General features: G+C 71.2%; 13 protein-coding genes. 4 read left to right on the forward strand and 9 right to left on the reverse strand.

All coding sequences use genetic code 11. The features are described from left to right. Nucleotides 1-5,249 (reverse strand): type I polyketide synthase (locus AD72_RS32625; protein WP_031470498.1); only part of this gene is annotated, 5,249 nt, incomplete at its 3' end. 195 nt (nt 5,250-5,444) lie between these two features. Beyond that, nucleotides 5,445-6,875 (reverse strand): NDP-hexose 2,3-dehydratase family protein, encoded by a 1,431-nt coding sequence (locus AD72_RS32630; RefSeq protein ID WP_031470499.1) that lies wholly within the window; start codon nt 6,873-6,875, stop codon nt 5,445-5,447. A gap of 258 nt (nt 6,876-7,133) precedes the next feature. Between AD72_RS32630 and AD72_RS32635 the strand changes: the two genes are divergently transcribed. Then, on the forward strand, nt 7,134-8,396 hold the full coding sequence (locus AD72_RS32635; RefSeq protein WP_051899262.1) for a cytochrome P450: 1,263 nt from the start codon (nt 7,134-7,136) through the stop codon (nt 8,394-8,396). 142 nt (nt 8,397-8,538) lie between these two features. Here AD72_RS32635 and AD72_RS32640 read toward each other — a convergent pair whose 3' ends face one another. From AD72_RS32640 to AD72_RS32655, 4 genes are all read right to left on the reverse strand, one after another. Next, nucleotides 8,539-9,285 (reverse strand): LuxR C-terminal-related transcriptional regulator, encoded by a 747-nt coding sequence (locus AD72_RS32640; RefSeq protein ID WP_231645103.1) that lies wholly within the window; start codon nt 9,283-9,285, stop codon nt 8,539-8,541. A 470-nt stretch (nt 9,286-9,755) separates the two neighbouring features. Further along, nucleotides 9,756-12,482, reverse strand: coding sequence for a helix-turn-helix transcriptional regulator (locus AD72_RS32645; RefSeq protein ID WP_031470502.1), 2,727 nt, complete (start codon nt 12,480-12,482; stop codon nt 9,756-9,758). 3 nt (nt 12,483-12,485) lie between these two features. Next, the gene (locus tag AD72_RS32650) at nt 12,486-14,867 is read right to left on the reverse strand and encodes a hypothetical protein (RefSeq protein ID WP_031470503.1); all 2,382 of its coding nucleotides are present in this window, start codon (nt 14,865-14,867) and stop codon (nt 12,486-12,488) included. Continuing rightward, nucleotides 14,864-17,488 (reverse strand): helix-turn-helix transcriptional regulator, encoded by a 2,625-nt coding sequence (locus tag AD72_RS32655; RefSeq protein ID WP_031470504.1) that lies wholly within the window; start codon nt 17,486-17,488, stop codon nt 14,864-14,866. Before AD72_RS32655 ends, AD72_RS32650 begins: the two co-directional genes overlap by 4 nt. 471 nt (nt 17,489-17,959) lie before the next feature. On the opposite strand from AD72_RS32655, the gene AD72_RS32660 reads away from it, so the two are divergent. From AD72_RS32660 to AD72_RS32670, 3 genes are read left to right on the forward strand one after another with little or no spacing between them, the layout of a single operon-like run. Then, nucleotides 17,960-19,132 carry a zinc-binding dehydrogenase gene (locus AD72_RS32660; protein WP_031470505.1) on the forward strand — a complete coding sequence of 391 codons (1,173 nt, stop codon included), beginning with the start codon at nt 17,960-17,962 and terminating at the stop codon, nt 19,130-19,132. A gap of 19 nt (nt 19,133-19,151) precedes the next feature. Further along, nucleotides 19,152-20,231, forward strand: coding sequence for a 3-oxoacyl-ACP synthase III family protein (locus AD72_RS32665; protein ID WP_051899263.1), 1,080 nt, complete (start codon nt 19,152-19,154; stop codon nt 20,229-20,231). Then, nucleotides 20,228-20,968 carry an SDR family oxidoreductase gene (locus AD72_RS32670; protein WP_031470507.1) on the forward strand — a complete coding sequence of 247 codons (741 nt, stop codon included), beginning with the start codon at nt 20,228-20,230 and terminating at the stop codon, nt 20,966-20,968. The genes AD72_RS32665 and AD72_RS32670 overlap by 4 nt, the downstream gene beginning before the upstream one ends. Nucleotides 20,969-20,983: 15 nt before the next feature. On the opposite strand, the gene AD72_RS32675 is transcribed toward AD72_RS32670, so the two are convergent. From AD72_RS32675 to AD72_RS32685, 3 genes are read right to left on the reverse strand one after another with little or no spacing between them, the layout of a single operon-like run. Further along, nucleotides 20,984-21,757 carry an alpha/beta fold hydrolase gene (locus tag AD72_RS32675; RefSeq protein WP_031470508.1) on the reverse strand — a complete coding sequence of 258 codons (774 nt, stop codon included), beginning with the start codon at nt 21,755-21,757 and terminating at the stop codon, nt 20,984-20,986. Then, the gene (locus AD72_RS37340) at nt 21,754-22,524 is read right to left on the reverse strand and encodes an aldose epimerase family protein (protein WP_031470509.1); all 771 of its coding nucleotides are present in this window, start codon (nt 22,522-22,524) and stop codon (nt 21,754-21,756) included. Before AD72_RS37340 ends, AD72_RS32675 begins: the two co-directional genes overlap by 4 nt. Further along, a complete protein-coding gene (locus AD72_RS32685) occupies nt 22,511-23,269 on the reverse strand; it encodes a thioesterase II family protein (protein ID WP_031470510.1) in 759 nt (252 codons plus the stop codon). Before AD72_RS32685 ends, AD72_RS37340 begins: the two co-directional genes overlap by 14 nt. Nucleotides 23,270-23,482: the final 213 nt, after the last annotated feature.

A 23,482-nucleotide genomic window follows, 5' to 3' on the forward strand; every position in this document is an offset into this window, starting at 1 on the left:
CGAACACTCCCCCGCAGATTGCGTGACCAGTAATCCCCCGGCAGCGCACCGGAAACCCATTCGACGTCCACAGTGGACAGCCAGCGCACCCGCGGCGGAACCGTGTCCTGCGCGTCGAAGACCAGGCCGTCGACCATCGGCGAATGCGAGGCGTAATCCACCGGGAGCACCCGCGCCCGCACCCCATCGGCCACCGCCGAGGCGACCACCGTTTCCACCTCGGCCACCGGACCGGAGACCACCACCGCGGTCGGACCGTTCACCACGGCGACCGACACCCGATCCGCCACACCGCAATCCGCGAGACGCTGGTACACAACGGATTCCGGTTCCGCGACCGAGGCCATCGCCCCCGAACCGGACAGCGCCCGCAAGGCCGCCGCCCGGGAGGCCACCACCCGGGCACCCTGTTCGACGGTCAGCGCACCGGCCACCACCGCCGCGGCGATCTCGCCCTGGGAATGCCCGAGGACCGCGGCGGGTTCCACCCCGGCCGATTCCCACAGCGCGGCCAAACCCACCATCACCGCCCAGGAAACCGGCTGCACCACACCGACATCCTCGAGTTCCGCACCGGATCGCAGCACCGCGAGCACATCCACGTCCGAGACGGCGGCGAGGGCTTGCGCGCATTCGGTGATCCGGTCCCGGAAAACCGGGGAACACTCCAGCAATTCCGCACCCATACCGGCCCACTGCGCACCCTGACCGGGGAACACGAAAACCACCCCGGAGCCACGATCACGGACCGTTCCCGAGGCGATCGGTTTCCGCGTCGCCGGGTCCAGAACCGCCCGATGGGTGAGCGCGGGCCTGCGGGCGAGCGCGGTCGCCACCGCGTCCACCTCGGTGCTCTCGGGCAGTTCGGCGAGCCGTTGGGTCAGGATCTCCAGCCGGTCCGCCTCGGCCGCCGAGCACACCCACACCGCGCTCGTCCGCGCACCACGCTCCGGTACCGGCGCGGTCTCGGACGGCGGTTCCTCGAGGATCACGTGCGCATTGGTGCCGCTGATTCCGAAGGAGGAAACCCCGGCACGGCGCGGACGTTCGCCACGCGGCCAGGGCCGCGGTTCGCCGCGGAGATCGAGCACGCCCGAATCCCAGTCCACGTGCGGACTCGGCGCGTCGATATTGCGCGTGGTGGGCAACTGCTCCGCATCGAAGGCGAGCACGGTGGCGATCAGACCCGCGATGCCCGCGGCCGCCTGGGTGTGACCGAGAACCGACTTGATCGAGCCGAGGGACAGCGGTGCCGCGCGCCCCTCGCCGTAGGCCTCGATCAGGGCCTGGGCCTCGATCGGGTCGCCGAGCGTGGTCCCGGTTCCGTGCGCTTCGACGGCATCGACATCCGCGGCGCGCAGCCCGGCATCGGCCAGCGCTGCCCGGATCACCCGCTGCTGGGCGACGCCGTTGGGCGCGGAAAGCCCGTTCGAGGCGCCATCGGAGTTCACCGCGGAACCCCGGATCACACCCAGGATCCGGTGCCCCTCGGCGCGTGCGACGGAAAGCCGTTCGAGCAGCACGACACCGGCACCCTCGCCCCAGCCGGTCCCGTCGGCCGCGGCCGCGAAGGGTTTGCACCGCCCGTCCGGGGCCAGCCCGCCCTGCCTGCTGAACTCGAGGAAGATGCCGGGCGTGGCCAGTACCGTCGCCCCGCCGACCAGCGCGCGGTCGCACTCCCCCGCGCGCACACTGCGCACCGCCAGATGCAGCGCCACCAGCGAGGAGGAACACGCCGTGTCCACGGTCAGCGCCGGGCCCTCCAGGCCGAGCACGTACGCGATCCGGCCCGAGGCGACGCTCGGACTGCTCCCGGTCAGCAGGTACCCGTCCAGACCGGCGGCCGGGCGGTCCATGGCCGGACCGTAATCCTGGGCCATGACACCGAGAAAGACCCCGGTCGTCCCGGATCCGCGCAGATCGACACCGCCGCGCTCGATCGCCTCCCAGGCGCACTCCAGCAGAATCCGCTGCTGCGGATCCATCGCCAGGGCCTCCCGGGGGGAAATCCCGAAGAACCCCGCATCGAACTCACCGGCACCGGTCAGGAAACCACCGCGCCCGGCCACCGAACCGGTGGGACCGCCGACCAGTCCCGCGGGCCACCCGCGATCGGTGGGAAAGCCGGACAGCACATCCGCGCCCCCGTGCACCACATCCCAGAGGCCCTCGGCAGAGTCCACGCCGCCCGGAAACCGGCAGCCGACCGAGACCACGACGACCGGATCCTCGGCCACCGGAGCGGAGACAACGGCCGGGGACGCCGGACCGCCCGAACCGGCACCCGCCGACTGGGAGACCAGCCACCCCACCAGTCGGGCCGGGGACGGATGATCGAAGAGCACGATGCTGGTCAGCCGCAGGCCCACGGCGCGCCCGATGGCGGTCCGCAGTTCCACCGCGGTCACCGAATCGACCCCGAGCTCGCGGAAGGTGGTCTCGGGATCGAGTTCCTCCCGGTCCGTACCGAGCAGTTCGGCGGTGGTGTGCAGTACCAGGTTGAGCAGTTCGGCGCGCGCGGCCTCCGGGGAGAGCCCGGCGAACGGCCCGTCGACCGGCTCGGCCGCCGCGGGTCCGGGTACGAGCCGCTGCGGGGAGGCGCCGATTTCCCGCCGTCCCGGCCAGAACATCCTGTGCTGGAAGGGATACCGCGGGAGTTCGCCAGGAGGAAGGCTCGCCGGTCCCGGTGTATCGGCGACGGCGGCCCAGTCGAGCTCGATCCCGGCGATCCAGGCCTCGGCGAGCGCGCTCAGCAGCCGGTCCACATCCCCCGCATCGCGGCGCAGTGTCCCGAGCGCGACGGTCTGTCCATCCTGGTCCCCTGCGGCAGCGGCGGTCGACTCGATCGCGCCGAGCAGCACCGGATGCGGGCCACACTCCACGAAGGCCGTGTGTCCACTGTGCACCAGTGCTTCCACCGCCTGCGCGAACCGCACCGGGGCACGCAGGTTGCGCGCCCAGTACTCGGCATCGGGTGCCGCGGTCCCGGTCATCCACTCGCCGGTCACCGTGGACAGCCACGGAATCCGCGGGTTTCGCGGGGCCAGTGCACCGATCCGGGAGACCAGCTGCGCGCGCACCGTGTCCACGGCGGGGGAATGCGAGGCGTACTCGATCGGCACCCGGCCGAGGCGCACATCCTCGGCGCGCAGCGTCTTTTCGAACTCCGCCAGGTCTTCCAGGGATCCGGAGACCACACTCGACGCGGGTCCGTTGGTTGCCGCGAGCACGAGCCCGGTCCCCGCAAGGCGCTCGGTGAGTTCCGCGGGCGCGAGCGCCACCGAGAGCATGCCGCCCTTGCCGACGATCGGGGGCAGGGCCTCGGTGCGGGCGAGGATCACCCGCGCCCCCTCGGCAAGGCTGAGCGCACCGGACACCACGGCCGCGGTGATCTCGCCCTGGGAGTGCCCGAGTACGGCGGCGGGGCGCACCCCGGCGTCCTCCCAGACCGCGGCGAGCGCGACGGTCACCGCCCAGGAAGCCGCCTGCACGATCGCGATTTCCTCGAGCCGATCGGGTTCGGCCGCGGCGAGCACGGCGTACACATCCGGGCCTCCCTCGGCCACCAGCGCCGCGGCGCATTCCCGCAGCCGCGCCCGGAACACCCGGGCCGCCCGGTCCGGGGCGGACAGCAGCGCACGTCCCATCCCGGCCCATTGCGTCCCATGACCGGGAAACACCAGCACCGGCTCGGTGACCTGACCCGCCCGGCCGGTACCGGTGAGCACCGCGGGATCGCCCGCATTGGTGGCGAGCGCGGTCAGCAGTTCCGCCGTGGGCCGGTTCGGATCGGTGAGCACGACAGCCCGGTGTTCGAAGGCGGTCCGGCGGGCGAGCGCACCGGCCACCGCGCCCGGATCGGCCGCGGAATCGGCGAGTGGGCACAGATTCCCGGCCAGCTCGGCGAGCGCCGAGCGGGACCGCGCGGACAACACCCAGGGCACCCGGGCCCCGGATTCGGTTACCGGCGGGCGTGGCAGGTCCCGTTCCGGTGCCCCGGTCAGGACCACGTGACAGTTGGTCCCGCCCATGCCGACCGAGGAAACCCCGGCATAGCGCGGTTTCCCTTCGGGCCAGGAGCTCGTCTCGGTCTGCACGCGCAATCCGAGTTCGTCCAGCGGTATCGAGGCGGGCGGACGATGGAAGTTCAGGCTCGCCGGGATCTCCGCGTTGGCCAGCGCCAGCACGGTCTTGAGCAGGCCCACGACCCCGGCCGCGCCTTCGAGGTGCCCGATGTTCGTCTTGACCGAACCGACCGTCAGCGGCGCGCGCTCCCCGCGCTCTCCCGCGGTCCTGCCGAGTGCCGCCGCTTCGAGCGGATCCCCGACCGGGGTCCCGGTGCCGTGCAACTCCACGTAGTCCAGCTCGGCGGGCTCGATCCCGCTGCGGGCGCACGCCGCGCGGATCACCTCGGCCTGCGCGTCGGCGGACGGCGTGGTCAGGGTTTCGGTGCTGCCGTCGTTGCCGACCGCGCTCCCGGCGAGCACCGCGAGCACCGGATCCCCGTCGCGCCGGGCGTCCTCGAGGAGTTTGAGCACCACGAAAGCGCCGCCCTCCCCACGCACATAACCGTCGGCGCGCTCGTCGAAGGTGTGGCAGCGGCCGTTCGGGGACAGTCCGCCGAAGGCCACCGAGCGGGCGGTGCTCTCCGGGGCGAGCACCAGGTTCACCCCACCGGCCACGGCGATCTCGCTTTCCCCGCTGCGCAGGCTTTCCGCGGCGAGGTGCACCGCGACGAGCGAGGAGGACTGTCCGGAGTCGACGGACATGCTCGGCCCGTGCAGGCCGAACACGTAGGAGATGCGGTTCGCGATGACACTGCGGGCGATCCCGGTCATCGCGTAGTTGTCCGGGTCGAGGCCGTCGAGCAGTTCCGCGTAGTCGTTCCAGATCGTCCCGACGAACACCCCGGTACGGGAACCACGCAGGGTGGCGTGATCGAGCCCGGCGGATTCGAAGGCGTGCTGGGCCAGTTCGAGACTCAGCCGCTGCTGTGGATCCATCGAAACGGCCTCGGCCGGTGCGATACCGAAGAACTCCGCGTCGAAACCGGCGACCTCGTCCAGCCAGCCACCGGCGATTCCCGGTGTCTCCCCGATCGCCTCGGCGCGTTCCGGGCTCAGCTCCCGGATGGCGTCCCGCCCCTCGCGCAGCATCCGCCACAGCGCGGCGGGATGTTCGGCACCCGGTAGCCGACACGATGTTCCGACCACCGCGACGAGGTCAACACCGCTGCCGATTTCACTCATCGATCGCACTCCAAGAACCGTCGGGTCCGCATTGGACAGTCCGCGAGTTGGTCCTGCCGGGCAGGACCGGAACCGGACTACCCCATCGGCGACCGTAGCCGGGAACGAGCGCCTGCCCGTAGGACGCGGGACCGAGTCTGGAACAACTCCTAGTGTCCGCGCGGGCAGCGGATTCGGGCGCGCGTCACGGCCGCTTCAGCCGAGCCCGCGCAGGGCCACGACGAGCGTGCGCAGCTGCACGTTGAGATAGTGGCTGAACCGCAACAGATCGGTGAGCTGGGAAAGGGTCATCCAGCGGAACTCCGCTTCCCCGGCACCGATTTCCGGATCGACCTCGATCACCCGGTACCGGCTGCGCGCGTGCAGGAAGCGCCCACCTTCCTCGGAGAGCTCGCAGTCGTAGAGGGTGTGCTCCGATTCGGCGTGCAGCACCGTGTCGAGGAATCGGGGCCAGGCGTCCTCCCCGAGGTAGGTATAGCTTTCCGGGGTGCACTGCACGGTGGGCGCGAGCTCGACGACGTCCAGGAATCCCGGCTCCACCCTGGCGTGGATCAGCGCGTGCAGCACACCGTCCACCCGGCAGACGAGCAGCGTGACCTCGCCGATCCCGTGCGGTTCGATCAGCGGCTGGGACCAGGAGGTCACCTCCCGCGCGTTCGCGCTGACCTCGACGGCGACCACGGAGAAGAACGCCCCGGAGTCGTGCGAGATGCGGTACCCGTCCCGGCGCCAGTCGCGCACCCGGTCCAGCGCGATGAGCTCCGCCGCGCCCTCGTAGTTGGCCTGGGCCGCGGTGATCCAGCTCAGGATCTCCCGGGTGGTGTGCAGTCCGCCCCTGGTGCCGTCCGAGGACCGGGCCACCGCGGCACCGAGCGAGCCATCGGTCCACGCCGGGCCGGGAAGCAGCCCGTAGGGCAGGCAGGACAGCACCGTCCGCGCGTCCATGTTCACCAGGTTGGGCACCAGCAGCAGTTCGGCGAGCTGTCCGAGAGTCAGCCAGATGAAGTCCTCGGCCGCCTCGATCTCCGCGCCGATCTCCACGACCATGTTGCGGTTGCGTTTCTGGTAGAACCACGAACCCTGCTCCGACTGCAGCGCGTCGGCGAGCACGGATTCCGGTGGGGGATCCCGGAAGTACTCCAGATAGGGCACCGGGGATCCGTTGTGCACCTGCTGATAGTTGCTCTTGGTCGCCTGCACGGTCGGGGAGAGCTGGATTCCGTTGATGTTGCCCGGTTCGATCTTCGCCTGCATGAGGCAGTGCAGGATGCCGTCGAACTCGTGCACCAGGATGCCGAGCACCCCGATCTCCGGCTGGTTGATGATCGGCTGGGTCCAGGCGGCCACCGGTGGCCGGTCGGTGCGCACCGAAAGCCCCTGCACGGTGAAGAACCGGCCGCTGTGGTGCCCGAGATCCCCGCCGGGTTCGGCGAACCGCCAGCCGGACAGTTCGTCGAACGGAATCCGCCGCACCTCCTGGAACTGCGCGATACGGCGGCCGGCCAGCCAGGTGTCGAACTCCTCGCGGCTGACCAGTCCCCCTTCGGCGGTCGATGCCGAGGCGAGCAGCCGCAGGGGGAGTTCGCTGTCGGGCTGGCGGAGAACACCGAGTCCGGCTTGGTTCATGTCGTGCCCCTTTCCCGGACAGCCGCGCCGCCAGGGCACGGCAGGTTCGGCGTACTGCCTCCGGCTCAGGTGTGCAGGGTCCACCCCGCACTCTAGAAACGATGGAACCGGGAATCTCCCAGTTCCGTGCGTGATCCCCCGCCCGGCCGGAGAGTCTGCGAGCCTTCCCAGGGATCGGGCCGGGAGATTGCGCCGCACGCCCGCGGCTGGGTAACCGTTGGCTGACGCCGCCCGGGTTATCGACCGCGAGGAGAACCGATGTCCACCCGACCGTCGACCGACACCGCTCCGGACACCACGGAGGATGGGCCCGCTCCGATGCCCATGGACCGGAGCTGTCCGTTCGATCCGCCCGAGGAGTACCGGCGGTGGCGCGCGGAGGAACCGATCCGCCGGATCCTGCTGCCGAGCGGTGACCACGGCTGGCTGGTCAGCGGGCACGCCGAGGTACGGCAGGTGCTGACCGATCCGCGGTTCAGCCATCGCAACGACCTGATCGAACCGCCCGTGCCGCCGGTGCCGATCAGCGAATGGGTACCGACCCCGCCCGGGCGCGGCGATTTCAACATGATGGACGCACCGGAGCACACCCGCTATCGGCGCATGCTCGCCCGGTACTTCACCTCGCGGCGGGTCGAGCGGTTCGCCGGGCGGATCGCGGAGATCGCCGCCGAACAGGCCGAGAACCTGATCGCGCTGGGGCCGGGAGCCGATCTGGTCGCCGGGTACGCGGTCCCGCTCGCCGGCCGGGTCATCTGCGAACTGCTCGGCGTTCCGGACGAGGAACGGGCGGGGCTGCAGCGCGATATCGACGCCACCTTCTGCCTCACCGTGGATGTGCAGCGCGCCTACCGGTCCATCGTGCGCATCGGCGAGGCCATCGAGCGGATCGTCACGGCGCGACTGGCCGAGGAACACCCGCCCGGGGACGGTTCGGACATGCTCGCCGATCTCATCTCCCGCGAATCGGTGGACAGCGAGGAACTGTGTTCGATCACCGGGGTGCTGCTCATCGGCGGGATGGACACGACGGCGAACATGCTCGGCCTCGGCGCGCTCGCCCTGCTGCGAAGTCCCGAGCAGCTGCAACGGTTCCGCGCCCAGCCCGGTCCGGCACAGGTGGACGAGCTGCTGCGCTGGCTGACCATCTCGCAGTGGGGCGCCTCGCGAAGGGCCCTCGCGGATGTGGTGCTCGGGGCGGAACCGGACGGCTCCGGCGGTCAGCGCATCGCCGAGGGGGAACTCGTCGTGCTCGCGCTCAACGCGGCCAACCGGGATCCCGCGGTCTATCCGGAACCCGACCGCCTTGACCTGAACCGCCCCGCCGAGGGGCACGTGGCGTTCGGGCACGGCGTACATCTGTGCATCGGCCAGCATCTCGCCCGGACCACGCTGCGCATCGGATGGCAGACCCTGTTCTCCCGGCTTCCCGGTCTGCGCGAGGCTGATCCGGGCACCGATCCCCGGATGCGCACGGAGATGACCCACTACGGAGTCCACGAACTACCCGTCGCCTGGTGACGCGGGAACGGAAACGGCGCCGCATGCCCGGCAGGACCGGCAATGCGACGCCGTTCGGCGAACTCGGTGATTCTCGCCTGCTGAGCGGTCGAGCACCCCAGTGCGTTACCCCAGTGTGCTGCCCCAGTCGGATTCGCCCCAGTTATCCGTTCGCTCCGCGGACGGGCCGCACGGCTTCGGGAAGCACGCGGGGCGGCCAGGAACCGAGACCCAGTACCCCGGCCGCGTAGGCGCGGGACACCAGCGCCGCCCGGTTGGGCGCCTTCAGCCGCCGCAGCATGGTCGTCACGTGGTACTCGACGCCCTGACGGCTCAGGTACAGCTGAGTGGCCAGCTGCACGGTGGACATTCCCTTCGCGATCCCCTCCAGGATCCGCGCGTCGAGTTCGGTGAGCACGCAGCCACGGCCGGATTTGGCGTTCGCGAGTTCGGTGCTCGCCCCTTCGGCCTCACCGCCCCGCCCCGGGCGAACCAGCACCATCACCGCGGCGGCGCGCTGGGCGCCGTTGCGCACCGCGACCCCGGTCAGTTCCCCGGTGAAGACCGTGGAACACGGCCGTACCGCGACCATGCGATCGGTGAAACTGGTCCGGCGCCCGTCGGTGAGGCGTTCGAAGTGTTTGCGGAAGAGCGGATGACTGCCCGGGTGCAGGAATTCGAAGAAATTGCGCCCAAGCACGTTCTCCGGCTTGTGGTCGAGCACCCTGGCGAACTCGGGATTGGCGTCGTGCACGGCCAGATCGGGGCCGAGGCTGGCCATACCGAGTCCGGAATTCTCGAACAGCGACCGGAACAGTGCCTCATCGTCGACCGGCGAACAACCGCCGAGCGCGGTTCTCTCAACGATCGAGGTCTCGCCGACGAACGTAGTTTGAGCGGAAATGGTCACAGCACTCCTTACATTCGAATACGGGAGGCACCCCGAGTATTGCGGTGCCTCCCACGGCATCGTGAGTGTTCTGCACCCCGCGGTCGGGGCGTGACCGGCCAGTCATCGGCGACTGTAACGAGTATTCGCAGGCACGGACAACGATCCCGGACCAACCCTGTGGTCACGGGAAATCCGGTCGGACCCCCGCCCCATCGGTTTATCGCGGTCCCCGCACCAATAGCCGGATCGGACGCCCGATTTTGACCGTTTTCCCTGATATCATCCGAAGAACACACCGCGAATCGCACCGCGAGAGGGCCGTACCGCCCCGAAGGCGGGCGCCGTACCGCCCCGAACCACAACCGAAGTATCAGCCGCGGAACGCCTCGCGGGCACGGAAATCAATGCCGCGTGCAGGAAGTTGCAACCGCCAAGGCAGTGAATTTCCGGTGTGCCGAGCGACCGAAAACGGGCGATACGAAGGAGTTTCAGCCGCGCCGCGACGAGTTCGCGAGTGTCTCGGCGAGTTCCGAACGGCCCCGCACGCCGAGTTTACGATAGCACTGGGTGAGGTGTTTCTCTACAGCGCGTACACCGACCGCGAGTTCCTTGGCGATTTCCGGGTTCGAAAGACCGGCGGCGACCCGTTCGGCCACCACGCGTTCGGTACGGGTCAGCGTGGAACCGGCCTGGGCACCCCGCCCCCTAGCGGGAACGGCACCGGCCATGGAATCGAAGCAGCGCAAGGCTTCCAGGCGGTGCATCCGGTGCCCGTCGAGCGCGCTCTTGGCGACCGTGATCGTGGCCCGGTCCGCGCAGCCGCGGGCGAGCAGCAGGCCGCGCTCGAGGTGTTCGGTGGCCGCCGGGTCCGCGGTGTCGCGCAGATCGATACCGAGCGCCACCGAAGCCCGCGCGGCCTCACGCGCATTGCAGCTGCCCTCGAGCAGGCTGACCGCATCGCGGAGCAGCACGCGCCCCGTGCTGCCGCCGAGCAGCATCCCGCGAATGCGCAACACCCTGCCGAGCAGCCCGGGGGCGCCCCATTCCTGGGCGCGCAGGTGCTCGTCCGCGAGCACCTCCGAGGCGGCATCCACATCCCCGACCCCGAGCAGCGCCTCGGCCAGCCCCATCCGCCACGGCAGCACGGTCGGGTTGACCCAGCCGGACTGCTCGACGAGATCGCCCGCGATGCGGAACTGGTCCACGGCGCGCCGGTGCTCGCCCTGGCGGGTGGCGGTCATCCCGGCGGCGAAGGCGGCCCCGGCGACGTGGTAGGAGGTGGAGTCGCCGCGCCGGATGGTGGTGAGCACGGCTGAGGTGAGTTCCTCGTCGCCGAGCATGGTCACCGCGGGAATCAGGAAGGGGCTCAGGACCGCTCCCGCCCCGCTTTCCTCGATCTCGGCCAGCACGGTGCGCAGGTACCGCCGCGCCTGTTCCTGGTCGCCCCGGGCGACGGCGACGATGGCCCGTTCGCCCGCGAGCAGACACCGCGCGACCACCCGCCCGCGCGCCCGCGTGTCCTCTTCCACGGCGGCCAGCCAGAAATCGAGCTCCTCGAGTCGTTCGGCGGCGGCGAGGGTGGCCACGAGCAAGGGCAGCGCGGTGTGCGTGTGTTCCGCGGACGGCCGTTCGCGTTCGAGTACCGCCAGCGCTTGGCCTGCCGCTTCCTCGGCACCGAACCGAAGGGTGAGCATCCCGGCCAGCGTCATGACGGCGAGCTGTTCCCGGCCGCCAGCCGATTCGAGCAACGGCGCGGGATCCTCGGCGAACCGGCTGGTCACCTCGGCCAGCCGGGCGGGACTGTCCAGCTCCCCGTACCACTGCCGGGCCCGCACGCGAGCGAGCAGTTCGCTGTCCTCGCCACCCGCGCACAGTTCCCGTTCGGTCCGGTCGAGCACGGGGCCGAACGAGACCGGCGCACCGTCCAGCGCACCGGGGCTCAACCGGGCGAGCAGCACCGCGTGTTCCCGGCCGCCAGCCGCGAGATCGAGTGTCTGCGCGGCGTGCATCAACGAGGTGGGCACATCGAACTCGCGTTCGAACTCGACCAGATCCGCGAGCAGGGCACGGCGTTCGGGGTTGTCGAACGCGACCGCCATCAGCGCGGCGCGCAGACAGCGCGCACCGGCCTGGAGCCCGTCCTCCTCGGCGGTTTCCCGTGCCGCACGGCGGAAAACCTCGCCCGCCCAGGAGGCGGACTGGTCCCCGGCGGCGATCAGCGCCCTGGCGATCCACCGATCGCGCACCCCGGCGCGGTAGGCGAACGCCGCGGCCAGCCCATGCCAGCGCGCGAGTGCCGCGGGCCCGCGCAGCCCCTCGAGCGCGTCCGCGATGGCCGCATGCACCGGGCGCGGGCGTTCGATGCCGTCCACCAGTCCACACCTGGCGAGTGCGGTGAGCGCGACGGAAGCGGCCGCCGGGCCCGAGCCGGTCAGCTCCGCGACCGCGGCGGTGTCGGCCACCCCGTCGAGAACGACGACGGCGGTCAGCACGTCGAGCAGGGAAGCGGGCAGACCGGCGAGCGGAGCCCGGTAACGTTCGGCCAGCCACAGTCGGCCGGTGTCGGTGACCTCCTCCGCGGCGCGGGTGTGCGCATCGGCGGCGAGCAACAACGGCCGCCCGGTCACGGCGCGGGAACCCGGATCGCCGAGCTCGGCAACCGCGGCGGCGGACAGATCGGCCAGCGTGCACACGGCGGGCACCCTGGCGTACAGTTCGCGCCAGCTCTGACCGGCGAGCACCGGATCGAGATCCGTGCTGGAGAACACCACGAGGACCGGTGTGCCGTCCGCACCCTGGATCCGGTCCACGAACCCGGAAAGCGCGGCGAGCGAGGACTCGTCCGCCCACTGCACATCGTCGAGCAGGAGCACGAGCGCGCCCCGGGGCCGCGGCGCGCTCTCCCCCTCGAGCAGCGCGGCCGCCAAGTTACCCGGCTCGGTGCGATCCCATTGCCCGGCAAGGTAACGCTGGTTCGCCAGATCGTCGAGCAACGCGGCGAGCAGAGCACCGTCCTCGGTCCGTTCCTCGAAGCTCGCGCCCGCCCGGACCACCAGGTCCTCGGCCTCGTCGCAGCGGAGGGCGAACGCTTCGAGCAGTGCCGTACGGCCACCGCCACAGGGCGCGAGTATCCCGAGGACCGCACCGCGCCCGTCCCGCGCCGCGGCGAGCGCGCGATCGAAGGCGGCCAGTTCCGTTTCCCGTTCCAGCAGCATGGATCACGCCCCGACGCCGGAAAGCCGTTCGGCGGCGACCGCACTGTGCTCGTACGGTCCCGTGGCCTCGCGCAGGGTGGCCAGGAGATCGGAGCGGGCGAGATAGGCCGCGGTTGTCATGGCCAGCGGCAGCCGGGAGCGCAGCGGGGAACCGCGCAGCAGCGCGATCCCCTCCTCCAGTTCCGCCTCCCCGCCCGGACCGAGCACCAGCGCCCGCACCACGAGAGCCCAGCCGAGGGCACCGGGTGCGGACCAGTCCCGCGCGAGCTCCGCCTCCCGGCCGGCCAGTTCCCGCGCGGCATCCAGTTCACCGGCCGTTGCCAGACCGAGCGCGGCATAGGACCGCCACGGCACCAGGGAGGGATTGAGGCAACCGCGGGCGGCGAATCCGTGGCCACTGCGCCGAAACGCCGCCGCGGCGTCCAGCCAGGTCCCACTGGCGAGGGCATGACAGCCCCGGGTGAACTCGAGCCGGTCCCCGGACGAACCGAGGCCGTTGCGGGGCGCGCCGTCGAGCCAGCGACCGGCGCCCGCGATGTCCCCACCGGCCAGGGCCACGTGCGCGGGGAGCGCGAACCGCAGCCCGGCGGCGTGCCGCGGCAGGAACCGGCCGGGCAGCGCACGCCGTGCCTCGGCGAGGGCACGGTGTGCCGAGAACAGCCTGCCGCGGCGCACTTCGAGGCTGGTGGCGGTGAACAGGGCCGTGGCGCGCACCGCCGGTGCCCCGGTGCCGTCCATGTTCGCGGTCAGCGCGGTGAGCGCGGCACCCGCCTCGTCCAGCTCCTCGGCGATGACGAGCGCCTGACAGGCCGCGATCCGGGGCAGTACCGCACCGCCGGGTTCCAGCCCCCGCCTGGCGAGCGTGCGGGCCCTGGCCAGCGCGCCACGCCCGCCGCGGCCCGCGACCAACTTGGCGAGCACCCCCGCCCTGCTGGGATCCGCCGGTGCTTCGGGAAGCCGCTCCACGGCGGGTTCCTCGAGCGCGGGCGATTCGTGTTCCAGATTCCGCACCAGCCAGTACAGGGCCTGCATGCACCCGCGTTCCTCGGCGCCGATCCGCGAGCGGACCGCCGCATGGCCAACGGTCACCCGGGAGATCCGGGTGGCGCAGCGGAGCACGAGCTGTTCGGCCGCCCGCACCCGAATAGCGGCATCCGCACCGCAGGAGACCAGCCCGGCCAGTTCGCGGGCCGCGCGCGCCGGTCGCCCGGCAACGGGGTGGATCGCCTCGCGCAGCCGGAGATCATCGCGATCGCGCGCGGTCAGGCCGGGAATCCCGGCGGCCCGCGGCCCGTGCTGCCCGCCGTCGAGCGCCGCCCGGTGCAGCACGGGCCCGGTCCACGCGGCTCGGGTGCCCGGTTCGAGCGCGAGGATGTCGGCAACGGACCGGTCGGGGGCACCGCGCCGATAGGCGAGCTCGGCGGCCCGCTGCACGAGTTCGGCGAGCGGGGGCAGCTCCGGAAGGCGCGCGGGCAGCTCGTAGAGCACCCGATGGGCGAGCGCCGGTTCGCGCAGTCGCGGCTGTCCCGGTACGCACAGCCGGATCGAGCTCAGCACCTCGAGCGCGGCGCAGGCGGCGAGGTCGCCGAGACCGACGAGCGCGCCCGCGGCGTCCAGGGGCAGCGCGCCCGCGGTGACCGCGAGACCGACCGCGAGTCTCGCGGATTCCCGCGGCAGCGCGGAAATCACCGTGGCCTCGAAGCGTTCACGGGCACGGCGGATGCACGATTCGAGGTGCTCCGCGCTCGGCTCGCCCCGGTCCCCGAGCTCGCGGGCGACCGCCGCGATGATCGCGGGAACCCCGTGCGCCAGCGCGTGCAGCTGCTCGGCACGGGCCCGTGAACCACCGAGCATCGCGTGCACGGCATCCACCGAGAGCGGACCGGGCCGCAGTCGCCGCGCGAACGGTTCCGGAACCCGCGGTCCCGGCCAGCGGCGCAGCACGGCGAGCAGCGGCAGGCGCAGGTTCCGCCGCACGGCGAGCTCCACCGCCTGCCGTTCCCGCTCGGGCACCCGCTGCAGATCGGGCACCGTGAGCACGGTCGGGGCGTGGCGGGCCCGCTCGGCAAGGCCACGGGGCAGCGCGGGCAGTCCGCCCTCGGCGATCCGCTCGACCGCGGGCAGCAGGCTCGGGCCGTCCGCCGTGTCCACTGGGCGCAGTTCGAGGACCGCCCAGCCCGAGGCGCGGGCGATCCGGGGAGCCGAACCGAGCAGCGTTCCGGCACCGAACCCCGGAGGGCCCTCGACGAGCAGGACTCGTGGTTCACCGGGTGCCCGGCCCGCCGCGTTCTCCGGTGGACGGAGGAACCGCCGCAGCCGCTCGTCCTGCGCGGCGCGCTCCACCCACATCGCGGGATCGGCCGCCGCGCCTCCCCCGCCCGTCACGGCTCGGCCTCCACCCGGGTTTCCAGGCACACCGCGGGAAAGGCGGTCAGCAGCTCGGCGCGGCGCCGGGCACCGAGCTTGCGGTACACGTGGGTGAGATGCAGCTCGACCGTGCGCACCGTGACGGTCAGCCGCTTGGCGATCTCCCGGTTGGTCAGCCCGCGACAGGCGAGCTCGGCGACCTGGTGTTCGGAGGAGGTGAGCACGTTCGGGCAGTCGAAGCTCGGGGCGGGCATCCGGCCGCCCGCGGCACGCAAGGCTTCGTGTGCCCGCCCGGCGAGCGCACCGGCCCCGGCCCGGGTCGCGTTCCGCACCGCCTCCCGCAGCACCAGCCGCGCCTCCCGCCCGGATCCGGTGCGCGCCAGCAGATTCCCGTACCGGATCCGGGCCTCGATGGCCTCGAGAGGCAGGCCGAGACCCGCGAGCCGTTCTGCGGTGGACGCGACGAGCTCACGCCCGCCGCCGCCGAGCAGCACGCCGTCCGCCAGTTCGAGCAGGGCGTTCGCGTGCGCGGTCGGCCATTCGCGCACCCGCTCCCGCACCCCGGCCAGGACCTCCTTCGCCTGCTCGGTGTGCCCATCCTCGTGCAGTGCCAGCACGAGCTCGAGCCAGCCCGAAACAGCCATCGGGTTGCGTACTCCGACCGCGCCCGCGATCCGTTCCATGCGCCGCAGAATCGGCACCGCATCCGCGGGACCACCGCGGGCGCGCGCGATCCGGGCGTGCACCTCGAGCCGGGCGAGGTCGAGCCACCAGGATTCCCCGGCACCGGTCGCTTCCGCGGGATCGAGCTCCCCGAGCAGCCCGGCTGCCTCCTCGACGGCCCCGGCGACGCAGAGCGCGCGGGCCAGTACGGCGCCCGCGAACTCGGCGATCCGCCACCCCGCCTCGCGGGCGAGCGTGTGCATCCTGCGCAGCATCCGCAGCGCCCCGGGCACGTCACCGGAGTCGAGCAACCACTGGGCGCGATAACAGCCGAGCACCGCCTCGTCGGGACCGCACGGATCGACGGCGTGCGCGGCGACCGCGTCCACCGCCTCCCGGTGGGCGCCGCACAGCCACAGCGCCTGCGCGGCGTACAACGTGGTCGCCGCCAGTCCGGGACCACCCGCGAGGGCGCGCCGGGCCATGATCGCCACCTGTTCGGGAGTGCAGTCCCCGGCAAGCGAGGCCAGCAGCACGCGCATCGCGAGGGCACGGCGGCCCGCGACGGTCACCCCGATCAGCTCGACCTTCTCGTGCTCCTCCACCAAGGCCTGGTCCACCCCGCCCACACAGCGCAGGAACCGGCGCGCCGATTCGAGAACCGCGTGCGATTCACCCGCATCCTGCCCGGCATCGCGCGATTCCTCGTCGAGCAGCGCCAGACCGGAACACGCCCGGCCGACATACGCGAAGGACAGGGCGATCTCCACGGCGACCGCCGAGCGGTAGGTACCGGAGAAGGCGGACAGCGCACCGCCCAGATGCGCCGCGGTGCCCGCCGGATCCACGTGCGCCCACGCCTGAACGAGCCGCACATCGTTCGGGGCCGGGACGGGATTGGCCGGGTCGAGCTCGCTCGCGGCGCGCAGCCACCGCAGATGATCCAGCCATGGCAGGAAATCCGCGTTGCGGATGCCCTCCTCCACCGACCAGCGCACCGCCTGCACCATCCACAGTTCCCTGCTCGGGGTGGCGCGCACGAGCTGCGCGGCGATCTCGGCAGCCGGGCGCCCCGCGTCGGAGAGTCGTTCCGCGGCCCGGTACCGCCAGCGGTCCATGGCCGCGGCATCGATCCCGGCCAGTACCTGCGCGCGAACCTCGGCGTCGAAGGGGTGCACCCGGCCGTCCTCGTCCAGCCGCACCCGTTCCCGTTCGCCGAGCCTGCGCAGCGCCTCGGCCAGCGGGGCGGTACCGATTCCGGCCACCGCGGCCACCATCGACGGGCTGTCCCCGTCCAGCACGGCGACCGCGCGGAGCACGTCCGGGACGGGGGCACGCTCCGCCGTCGTGGTCGCGTTCGGTTCGTCCGCGGTGCGCCGCCATACCGCAGCGGCCCGGTGATCCCGTTGGCCCGCAAGCGTTTCCGTTCCCGCCAACCGGATACTGCTCGCCCCGATGCCACCTTCGAGCTCGGCGAACGGTCCCGGAGCGGCCACCGCGCCGAGGCTGTCGCGCACCAGTACCACGAACAACGGCAGCGTACGCACCCTGCGGAACAGCCGGTGCAGCCAGGCGAGCGAGACGGCATCGGCCCGCTCTCCGTCCTCCACCACCAGCGCGACGGTCCCGGAACGCAGCTCGGCGAGCACCGGTTCGGTCCAGGCGGCGAACAGTTCGTTCCGGGCAGCCGCGCCGATCGGCTCCTCGGTTCCGGCGGGCCCCAGCAGCGCGGTGGCCATGGCTCCATCGGTCACCGGATCGGTACAGCGCACCCGCCGCACCTTCGCGTGCGGGAGCCGGGCGAGCGCCTCGGTGACCACTGTGGACTTTCCGGAACCGGCCGGGCCGGACAGCACGACCAGCGCGGCGGGCCGGCCCGGCCGGGGGCAACGCGCGACGAGCGCATCGACCTTGTCTTGGGCAACGGACCGTGGTGCCTCACCGGCCCGGTTTCCCCCCGGCCGATCGCTGGCCATCAACTCCTCCCCCAATCCACGCCGATGTAAGACTTTTTCCACCGAACCAACCCAGGATGGCGTCAGTAAACCATATAAGTACCCCATCGGGTGTAACAGGAATGGAAACTGACGCCCCTTGCAGATTCCTGCAAATCCCCTCGTCAGCGGGATGAAATTCCAAAAAGCGATAGCATGCCGATAATCATCAGATATTGACCATTTGGCTCGATTCGGACAATTGCCTCGGTTTGTACACCCCTGTTTTTCTCCCGCCGCGCCGTCGAATCCAGCGGGCCGTTCCTGCTTTTCCCGCATGCCAGGCAATCGAGCCGCCACGACCACCGGCCCCGGCGGCCGGACCGGCACGGCCGGCAAAGACTAGGTCAACTACTGGAATCGGCTTCCGCTGCTACCTGGGCGTTCCGCTCGCCTGCCAGAGTCCATCGAGAGTCCATCAAGGACGGAACAACTGGTATGGAGTTTGGTCCAATGCTCAAGACCGACGCCTGGGTTCTGCACCCCGGACAGGATGGCGCCGCGCCCGCACGGACGACCGGCGAAGCACTCAGCCGTGAACAGTTCGCACTCGGCGAATTGGGCGACAACGAGGTGCTGGTGGAACCGCTGTACGGGTCCTGGGAGGCGAACCTGGACCACGCGCTGTCCCGCAGCCCGATCGATGTGTGCCGGGCCCGGGGCGAGGACGCGGTCATCATCGGGAACCTCGGCGTGGTGCGGGTGCTGCGCACCGGATCCTCGCCGCGCGCGGAATCCTTCCAGGAGGGCGATATCTGCCTGGTGATGCCCTTCGGGAAGACCGACAGGCACGGTTACGCGGAACTGGTCTACGCCTACGACATGCCCGGCACCATCGGCTTGCTGGCCAAGCAGACGAAGCTCGAGGCGGACATTCTGCTTCGGGTGCCGCCGCTGACCCCGTACAGCCTGCCGCAGTGGGCCGCCTATGCCCGGTATTTCACTGCGTGGGACAACTGGCGCACGGCACTGCGTTGCTGGCAGGCTCAGCTGCCCGACGAACGGCCCGCGGACCATCTGGTGTTCGGCTGGGGCGGCGGGGTGACCTTCGCCGAGATGCTGCTCGCCCGCCGCGCGGGATTCCGCGTCGCCATGACCACGAGTACCGATGAACGCATGGACATGTTGCGGCGCAACGGCATCACCGGGGTCGACCGCAGGCTGTTCCCCGATCTGGTGCACCGCCCCGAACTCGCCGGGCAGGACGCCGAGTACGACGCGCGGCACCGGGCCGCGCAGAAGGAGTTCCTCCGGACCATCGGGGAACTGAGCGACGGCGCGGGTGTGGCGATCTTCATCGACAACATGGGAGCCCCGCTGCACCGCGCCACGCTGAAGGCGCTCGCCCGGCAGGGCGTGCTCACCACCTGCGGCTGGAAGCAGGGCATGAGCACGACCTCACTGCGAGCGTCCGAGTGCATCGGACGGCACCTGCACGTGCACACGCATGTCTGGCGGCTCCAGGACTCCGCGACGATTCGCGATCACCAGGAGAACACCGGCTGGATCCCGGACATCGACGAAACGAAGATCTACGGTTTCGACGATATCCCAGCGCTCGCCGAGGAATATTCGATCGGAAAGCTGGACACCTATTTTCCGATCTTCCAAGTGAATCCCGTCTGACCCACGGAGAGCGAAACCAATGGCAGGCGATTTCAGCCACCGCACAGGCCGGATTCCCGGAGTCGGCATCCGGGCCATCGGCCGCTACCTCCCGCAGCGCGCCGTGCCCAATTCCGAACTGGCCGCGCGGCTGCCCACCAGTGATGCGTGGATCCGGGAACGTATCGGCATCGAGAGCCGCCGGTTCGCCGCTGGGCAGGAATGGTCCTCGGACCTGGGCCGCAACGCGCTGCTCGACGCGTGCCTGCAGGCCAATGTCGAGCCGCACGAGCTGAGCATGGTCGTCTGCGGTACGTACACGCCCGATCACCTGTTGCCGCACACCGCGGCGGCGATCACCAACAAGGCGGGAATCCCGCACACTCCGGCGTTCGACGTGAACAGCGGGGGCTGCCCCGGTTCGGTGTTCGCCCTGGATGTCGGCCGCAGGTATGTGCAGTCCGGGGAGTACCCGCTCGTCGCGGTCGTGCTCACCGATGTCAGCTCGCGCCTTTTCGACCCGGAGGACCGCACGGTCGGGGTGATCTTCGGAGACGCGGCGGCCTGCTATCTGCTCGAACCGGCCCGCCCCGATGCCGGTATCGGACCGGTGCGGCTGGGCAACGACTCCTCCCGCTACTGGTCGGTCTACGCGGCCCGGGAATCCCGCAGGGATCGCTACGACCGGCCGAAGGTATCCGGTTTCGGCGACAACTTCACCACCATGGTCGGTTCGGAAATCCGGGAATTCGTGCTGGGAACGGTCCCGGATTTCGTGCGCGAGTTCACCGCGAAGGCCGAGGTCGACTTCGCGGATATCGATCTGTTCGCCGTGCACCAGGCGAATCTGAATCTGGTGCACGGGATCATGGACGCGCTGGACCAGCCGCGCGAGAAGGCACCGACGAACGTGGAACGGCTGGGCAACACATCCGGTGCCTCGGTGCCGCTGGTGTTGCGCGAAGCCGTCGACTCCGGCCGGTTACGGCCCGGCAAACAGGCGCTGCTGCTCGCCTTCGGCGGCGGGCTGACCTTCGGCGCCGCGCTGGTCCGCTGGTGCGGCCCGGACGACTTCCTCGCTCCACGTCAGCTCTTCGAGACAAAGGACGGCCAGACATGAGCACCACGACACACGACTTCACCGGGCGAACGGTGATCGTCACCGGAGCCGGCCGCGGCATCGGCCTCGCAACAGCCAGGTACTTCCACGCGGCAGGCGCGGTGGTGTGGCTGGTCGGCCGGGACGCCGAGGCCCTCAAGCAGGCCGCGAGCGATCTGGACGGTGCCCGGATCGCGCCCGCCGATGTCACCCGGACCGCGGACGTGGAGCGGGTCGTGCAGGACGCGATGGCCGACACCGGGCGGATCGACGTCCTGGTCAACAATGCCGGAATTCTGCGCGACAAGATGCTGTGGAAGCTCACCGATACGGACTGGGACGAGGTGCAGTCGGTCCATCTGGGTGCCGTTTTCCGGTTCATCCGCGCCTGTGTGCCGCATTTCCGGGAGCAGGGCCACGGCCGGATCGTCAACGTCACCTCCTATGCGGGCCTGCACGGCAACATCGGACAGGCCGCCTATTCCGCGGCGAAGGCCGGGGTCATCGGGCTCACCAGTACCGCGGCCAAGGAACTGGCGCGCTTCGGGATCACCGTGAACGCGATCTCGCCGGTCGCCGAGACCCGGATGATCACCGAGCTGCCCGAGGCGGCGAGCGCCCAGCTGCGCACGCTCATCCCCGCGGGCCGGTTCGCCGCCCCGGAGGAGGTGTGCGCGGCCGTGGGGTTCCTTGCCTCCGACGAGGCGCACTACGTGACGGGCACGGTACTGCCGGTCGACGGGGGCATGTCGATCTGATCGCGGGCCCGGGATTCAGGGCAGCCGTTCGAGGAAATCCCGCAGTGGGCCCATGAACCGGGGCGCGCCCGCGGTACTGCGGATCGCCTCGTGATCGGCTCCCGGGATCACCGCGAGCTCACCGCGGGGCAGTGCGCGGAACAGTTCGACCGCCAGCTCCGGGCCGACCAGTTCGTCCCCATCGGCACCGAGCACCAGCGCGGGGACCTCGACGGTGGCGAGCTGTTCGGCGGAAAGCCCGGCGTAGCTCAGCCACATGTTCGCCGTGCCGAGGACGAGGGCGTCCCACTGCGGCCGTCCCCCGGGGTGCCAGGCCCGCATGGCCTCGCCCTCCGGGCCGAGGCAGTAGTCCAGCCAGGCGAGATCGGGACGGTTCCGCGCATCGGCGCCGAGCAGCATGCGGTGTTTCTCGCGGATACCGCCACGATCGAAATCGGCAGAGGCGCCGCCGATCACCAGCGCCCCGGCGAGACCGGGATGCCGCACCGCGAGTTCGAGCGCGATCTGCCCGCCATCGCTCCAACCGCCGACCACCGGATGGTCCAGGCCGAGTTCGGTGATCACCGCGGCGATCCGGTCGGCGATCGCCGGATAGGTCAGCGGGCCGTCGAGCGGGTCGGATTCGCCGTGGCCGGGGCTGTCCGGCAGCAGGAAGCGCACACCGGATCCGGCAGCGCCGACCAGCGGCCGCCAGGTGACGTGGCTGCCGAACCCACCGTGCAGCAGGAGAACCGGCCGCCCCGCACCGAATTCGAACACCGCCGTTCCCGCGAGGAACCTCGCCGTCACGAAAGCGGTCCCCGCAGCGCGAAGGGCTGCAATCCCCAGCACAGCATCCTGGTCTGTCCCGGTTCGAGCACGCAGCGACCGGCAGCGCCGCCGTCTCCGGGCAGCGTCCGCAATTCCAGCTCCACCGAACCATCCGCGATCCGGGCCCCGGTCCACGCGAACTCGGCCTCGCCCCAGATCCGCACACCGTCCCCGGAGCGGTCCGCACCGGAACGCAAGCGGTGCACCACATGGGTTTTACCGGGCAGCGGCCGGCCACCGCCGATCGCGAGTTGGAGCCCTGCCTCCCGGACCGGGCGACCCGGCAGCTCGGCGGAGTCGGCGCCGACCAGATCGTCCGCGGCCTCCGGCGGTTCGCCGCAGAGACCGAGAACCGGTGTCTCCCCGGCGAAGGGGTGCACCCGCGCCCGCACCCCGGCCGCGAGCGGATGCGCGGCGGTGTTCGTCAGCCCGTGCACCACGACCAGGCCGAAGCTGCCCACGCTGACCGCGGTGACCGGGGCTATCGGGGCGGTATCGGTCCTGGCGCCGAGGGTGAGCGTGCCCGCGGTGTGGTCCACGACCCGCCAGCGGGTCCGCTCGGGAACCAGTTCGGCCAGCGGGGCGTCCGCGTCCGGGGCACCGAACAGGCGGGCACCGCTCGCGGTCCCCGCGGCCAGGTAATCGGCCCCGCCGAACACCAGGGAGCGCAGCCGCGGGCCGGTCGGGTCGACCTCGGCGCGCACTCCTTCGGCCTCGAGGAGCACCACGTCCTCAGTGCTGATCATGACCGGTTTCCGCGCGCAGCAGCTCGAGTACCTCCGCCTGGTAATGGGTGAGGTAGAAATGACCGCCCGCCCAGTGCCGCATCCGGAACCGGCCGGTGGTGTGCTTCTCCCAGTCGGCGACTTCCTCCAGCGTGGCCTTCGGATCCGCGTCCCCGGTCAGCGCGGTGACCGGGCAGCTGAGGTCCGGGCCCGGCGCGTAGCGGTAGGTCTCCGCGGCGCGGTAGTCGCTTCGGATCGCGGGCAGCACCATGCGCAGCAGTTCCTCGTCCCCGAACAGCGCGGCATCGGTGCCCGCCAGCTTCTTCAGTTCCTCGATCAGGCCGTCGTCATCGCGCAGGTGCACCGATTCGTCCCGGTGCCGCGAGGGAGCGCGCCGCGCGGAGACGACCAGACCGGCGGGCGGGGTCCCCGCGGCTTCGAGCCGCCGTGCCACCTCGAAGGCCACGGTCGCCCCCATGCTGTGGCCGAACAACGTCACCGGGCGCCCGAACCAGGACCGCAGCCAGGGCACGATCGCGTCGGCGAGCTCACCGAGGTCACCGATACACGGATCGGCCCTGCGATCCTGCCGTCCCGGGTACTGCACCGCGAGCACGTCGATATCCGGGGCGAGGGCCCGCGCGACGGGCAGGTAGAAGGTCGCCGAGCCGCCCGCGTGCGGGAAGCACACGAGCACCGATTCGGCCTCGGGCGCCGGTGCGTAGCGTCGCAGCCACAGCTCGGTGTCCGGGGTGGTCGTCGTCATCTGTCCTCCAGGAACGGGCACTGCCTCCAGGGAACGGTCCGCACGGCGCGCGCGTCCAGCCCGGGCACCGAAGTCGAGGGGGTTCGCCAGTCTTTCCGGACCGAGGGCCACGGTGCGTCGATCCGGTACGCACCCTCAGTTTTCGCCGATGCCCCGCGCCCGGTGCTCGATATGCTGTCCTCGTTCGTGCGCAAACACGCGGAAGGCAGGTTG

This window comes from Sciscionella sediminilitoris, from assembly GCF_000737195.2.
Classification (GTDB): domain Bacteria; phylum Actinomycetota; class Actinomycetes; order Mycobacteriales; family Pseudonocardiaceae; genus Sciscionella; species Sciscionella sediminilitoris.

Coding starts and splice junctions, on each gene's coding strand:
- AD72_RS32630 (WP_031470499.1), bottom strand. CDS start 6,875: ATGAACCAAGCCGGACTCGGTGTTCTCCGCCAGCCCGACAGCGAACTC.
- AD72_RS32635 (WP_051899262.1), top strand. CDS start 7,134: ATGTCCACCCGACCGTCGACCGACACCGCTCCGGACACCACGGAGGAT.
- AD72_RS32645 (WP_031470502.1), bottom strand. CDS start 12,482: ATGCTGCTGGAACGGGAAACGGAACTGGCCGCCTTCGATCGCGCGCTC.
- AD72_RS32655 (WP_031470504.1), bottom strand. CDS start 17,488: ATGGCCAGCGATCGGCCGGGGGGAAACCGGGCCGGTGAGGCACCACGG.
- AD72_RS32660 (WP_031470505.1), top strand. CDS start 17,960: ATGCTCAAGACCGACGCCTGGGTTCTGCACCCCGGACAGGATGGCGCC.
- AD72_RS32665 (WP_051899263.1), top strand. CDS start 19,152: ATGGCAGGCGATTTCAGCCACCGCACAGGCCGGATTCCCGGAGTCGGC.
- AD72_RS32670 (WP_031470507.1), top strand. CDS start 20,228: ATGAGCACCACGACACACGACTTCACCGGGCGAACGGTGATCGTCACC.
- AD72_RS37340 (WP_031470509.1), bottom strand. CDS start 22,524: ATGATCAGCACTGAGGACGTGGTGCTCCTCGAGGCCGAAGGAGTGCGC.
- AD72_RS32685 (WP_031470510.1), bottom strand. CDS start 23,269: ATGACGACGACCACCCCGGACACCGAGCTGTGGCTGCGACGCTACGCA.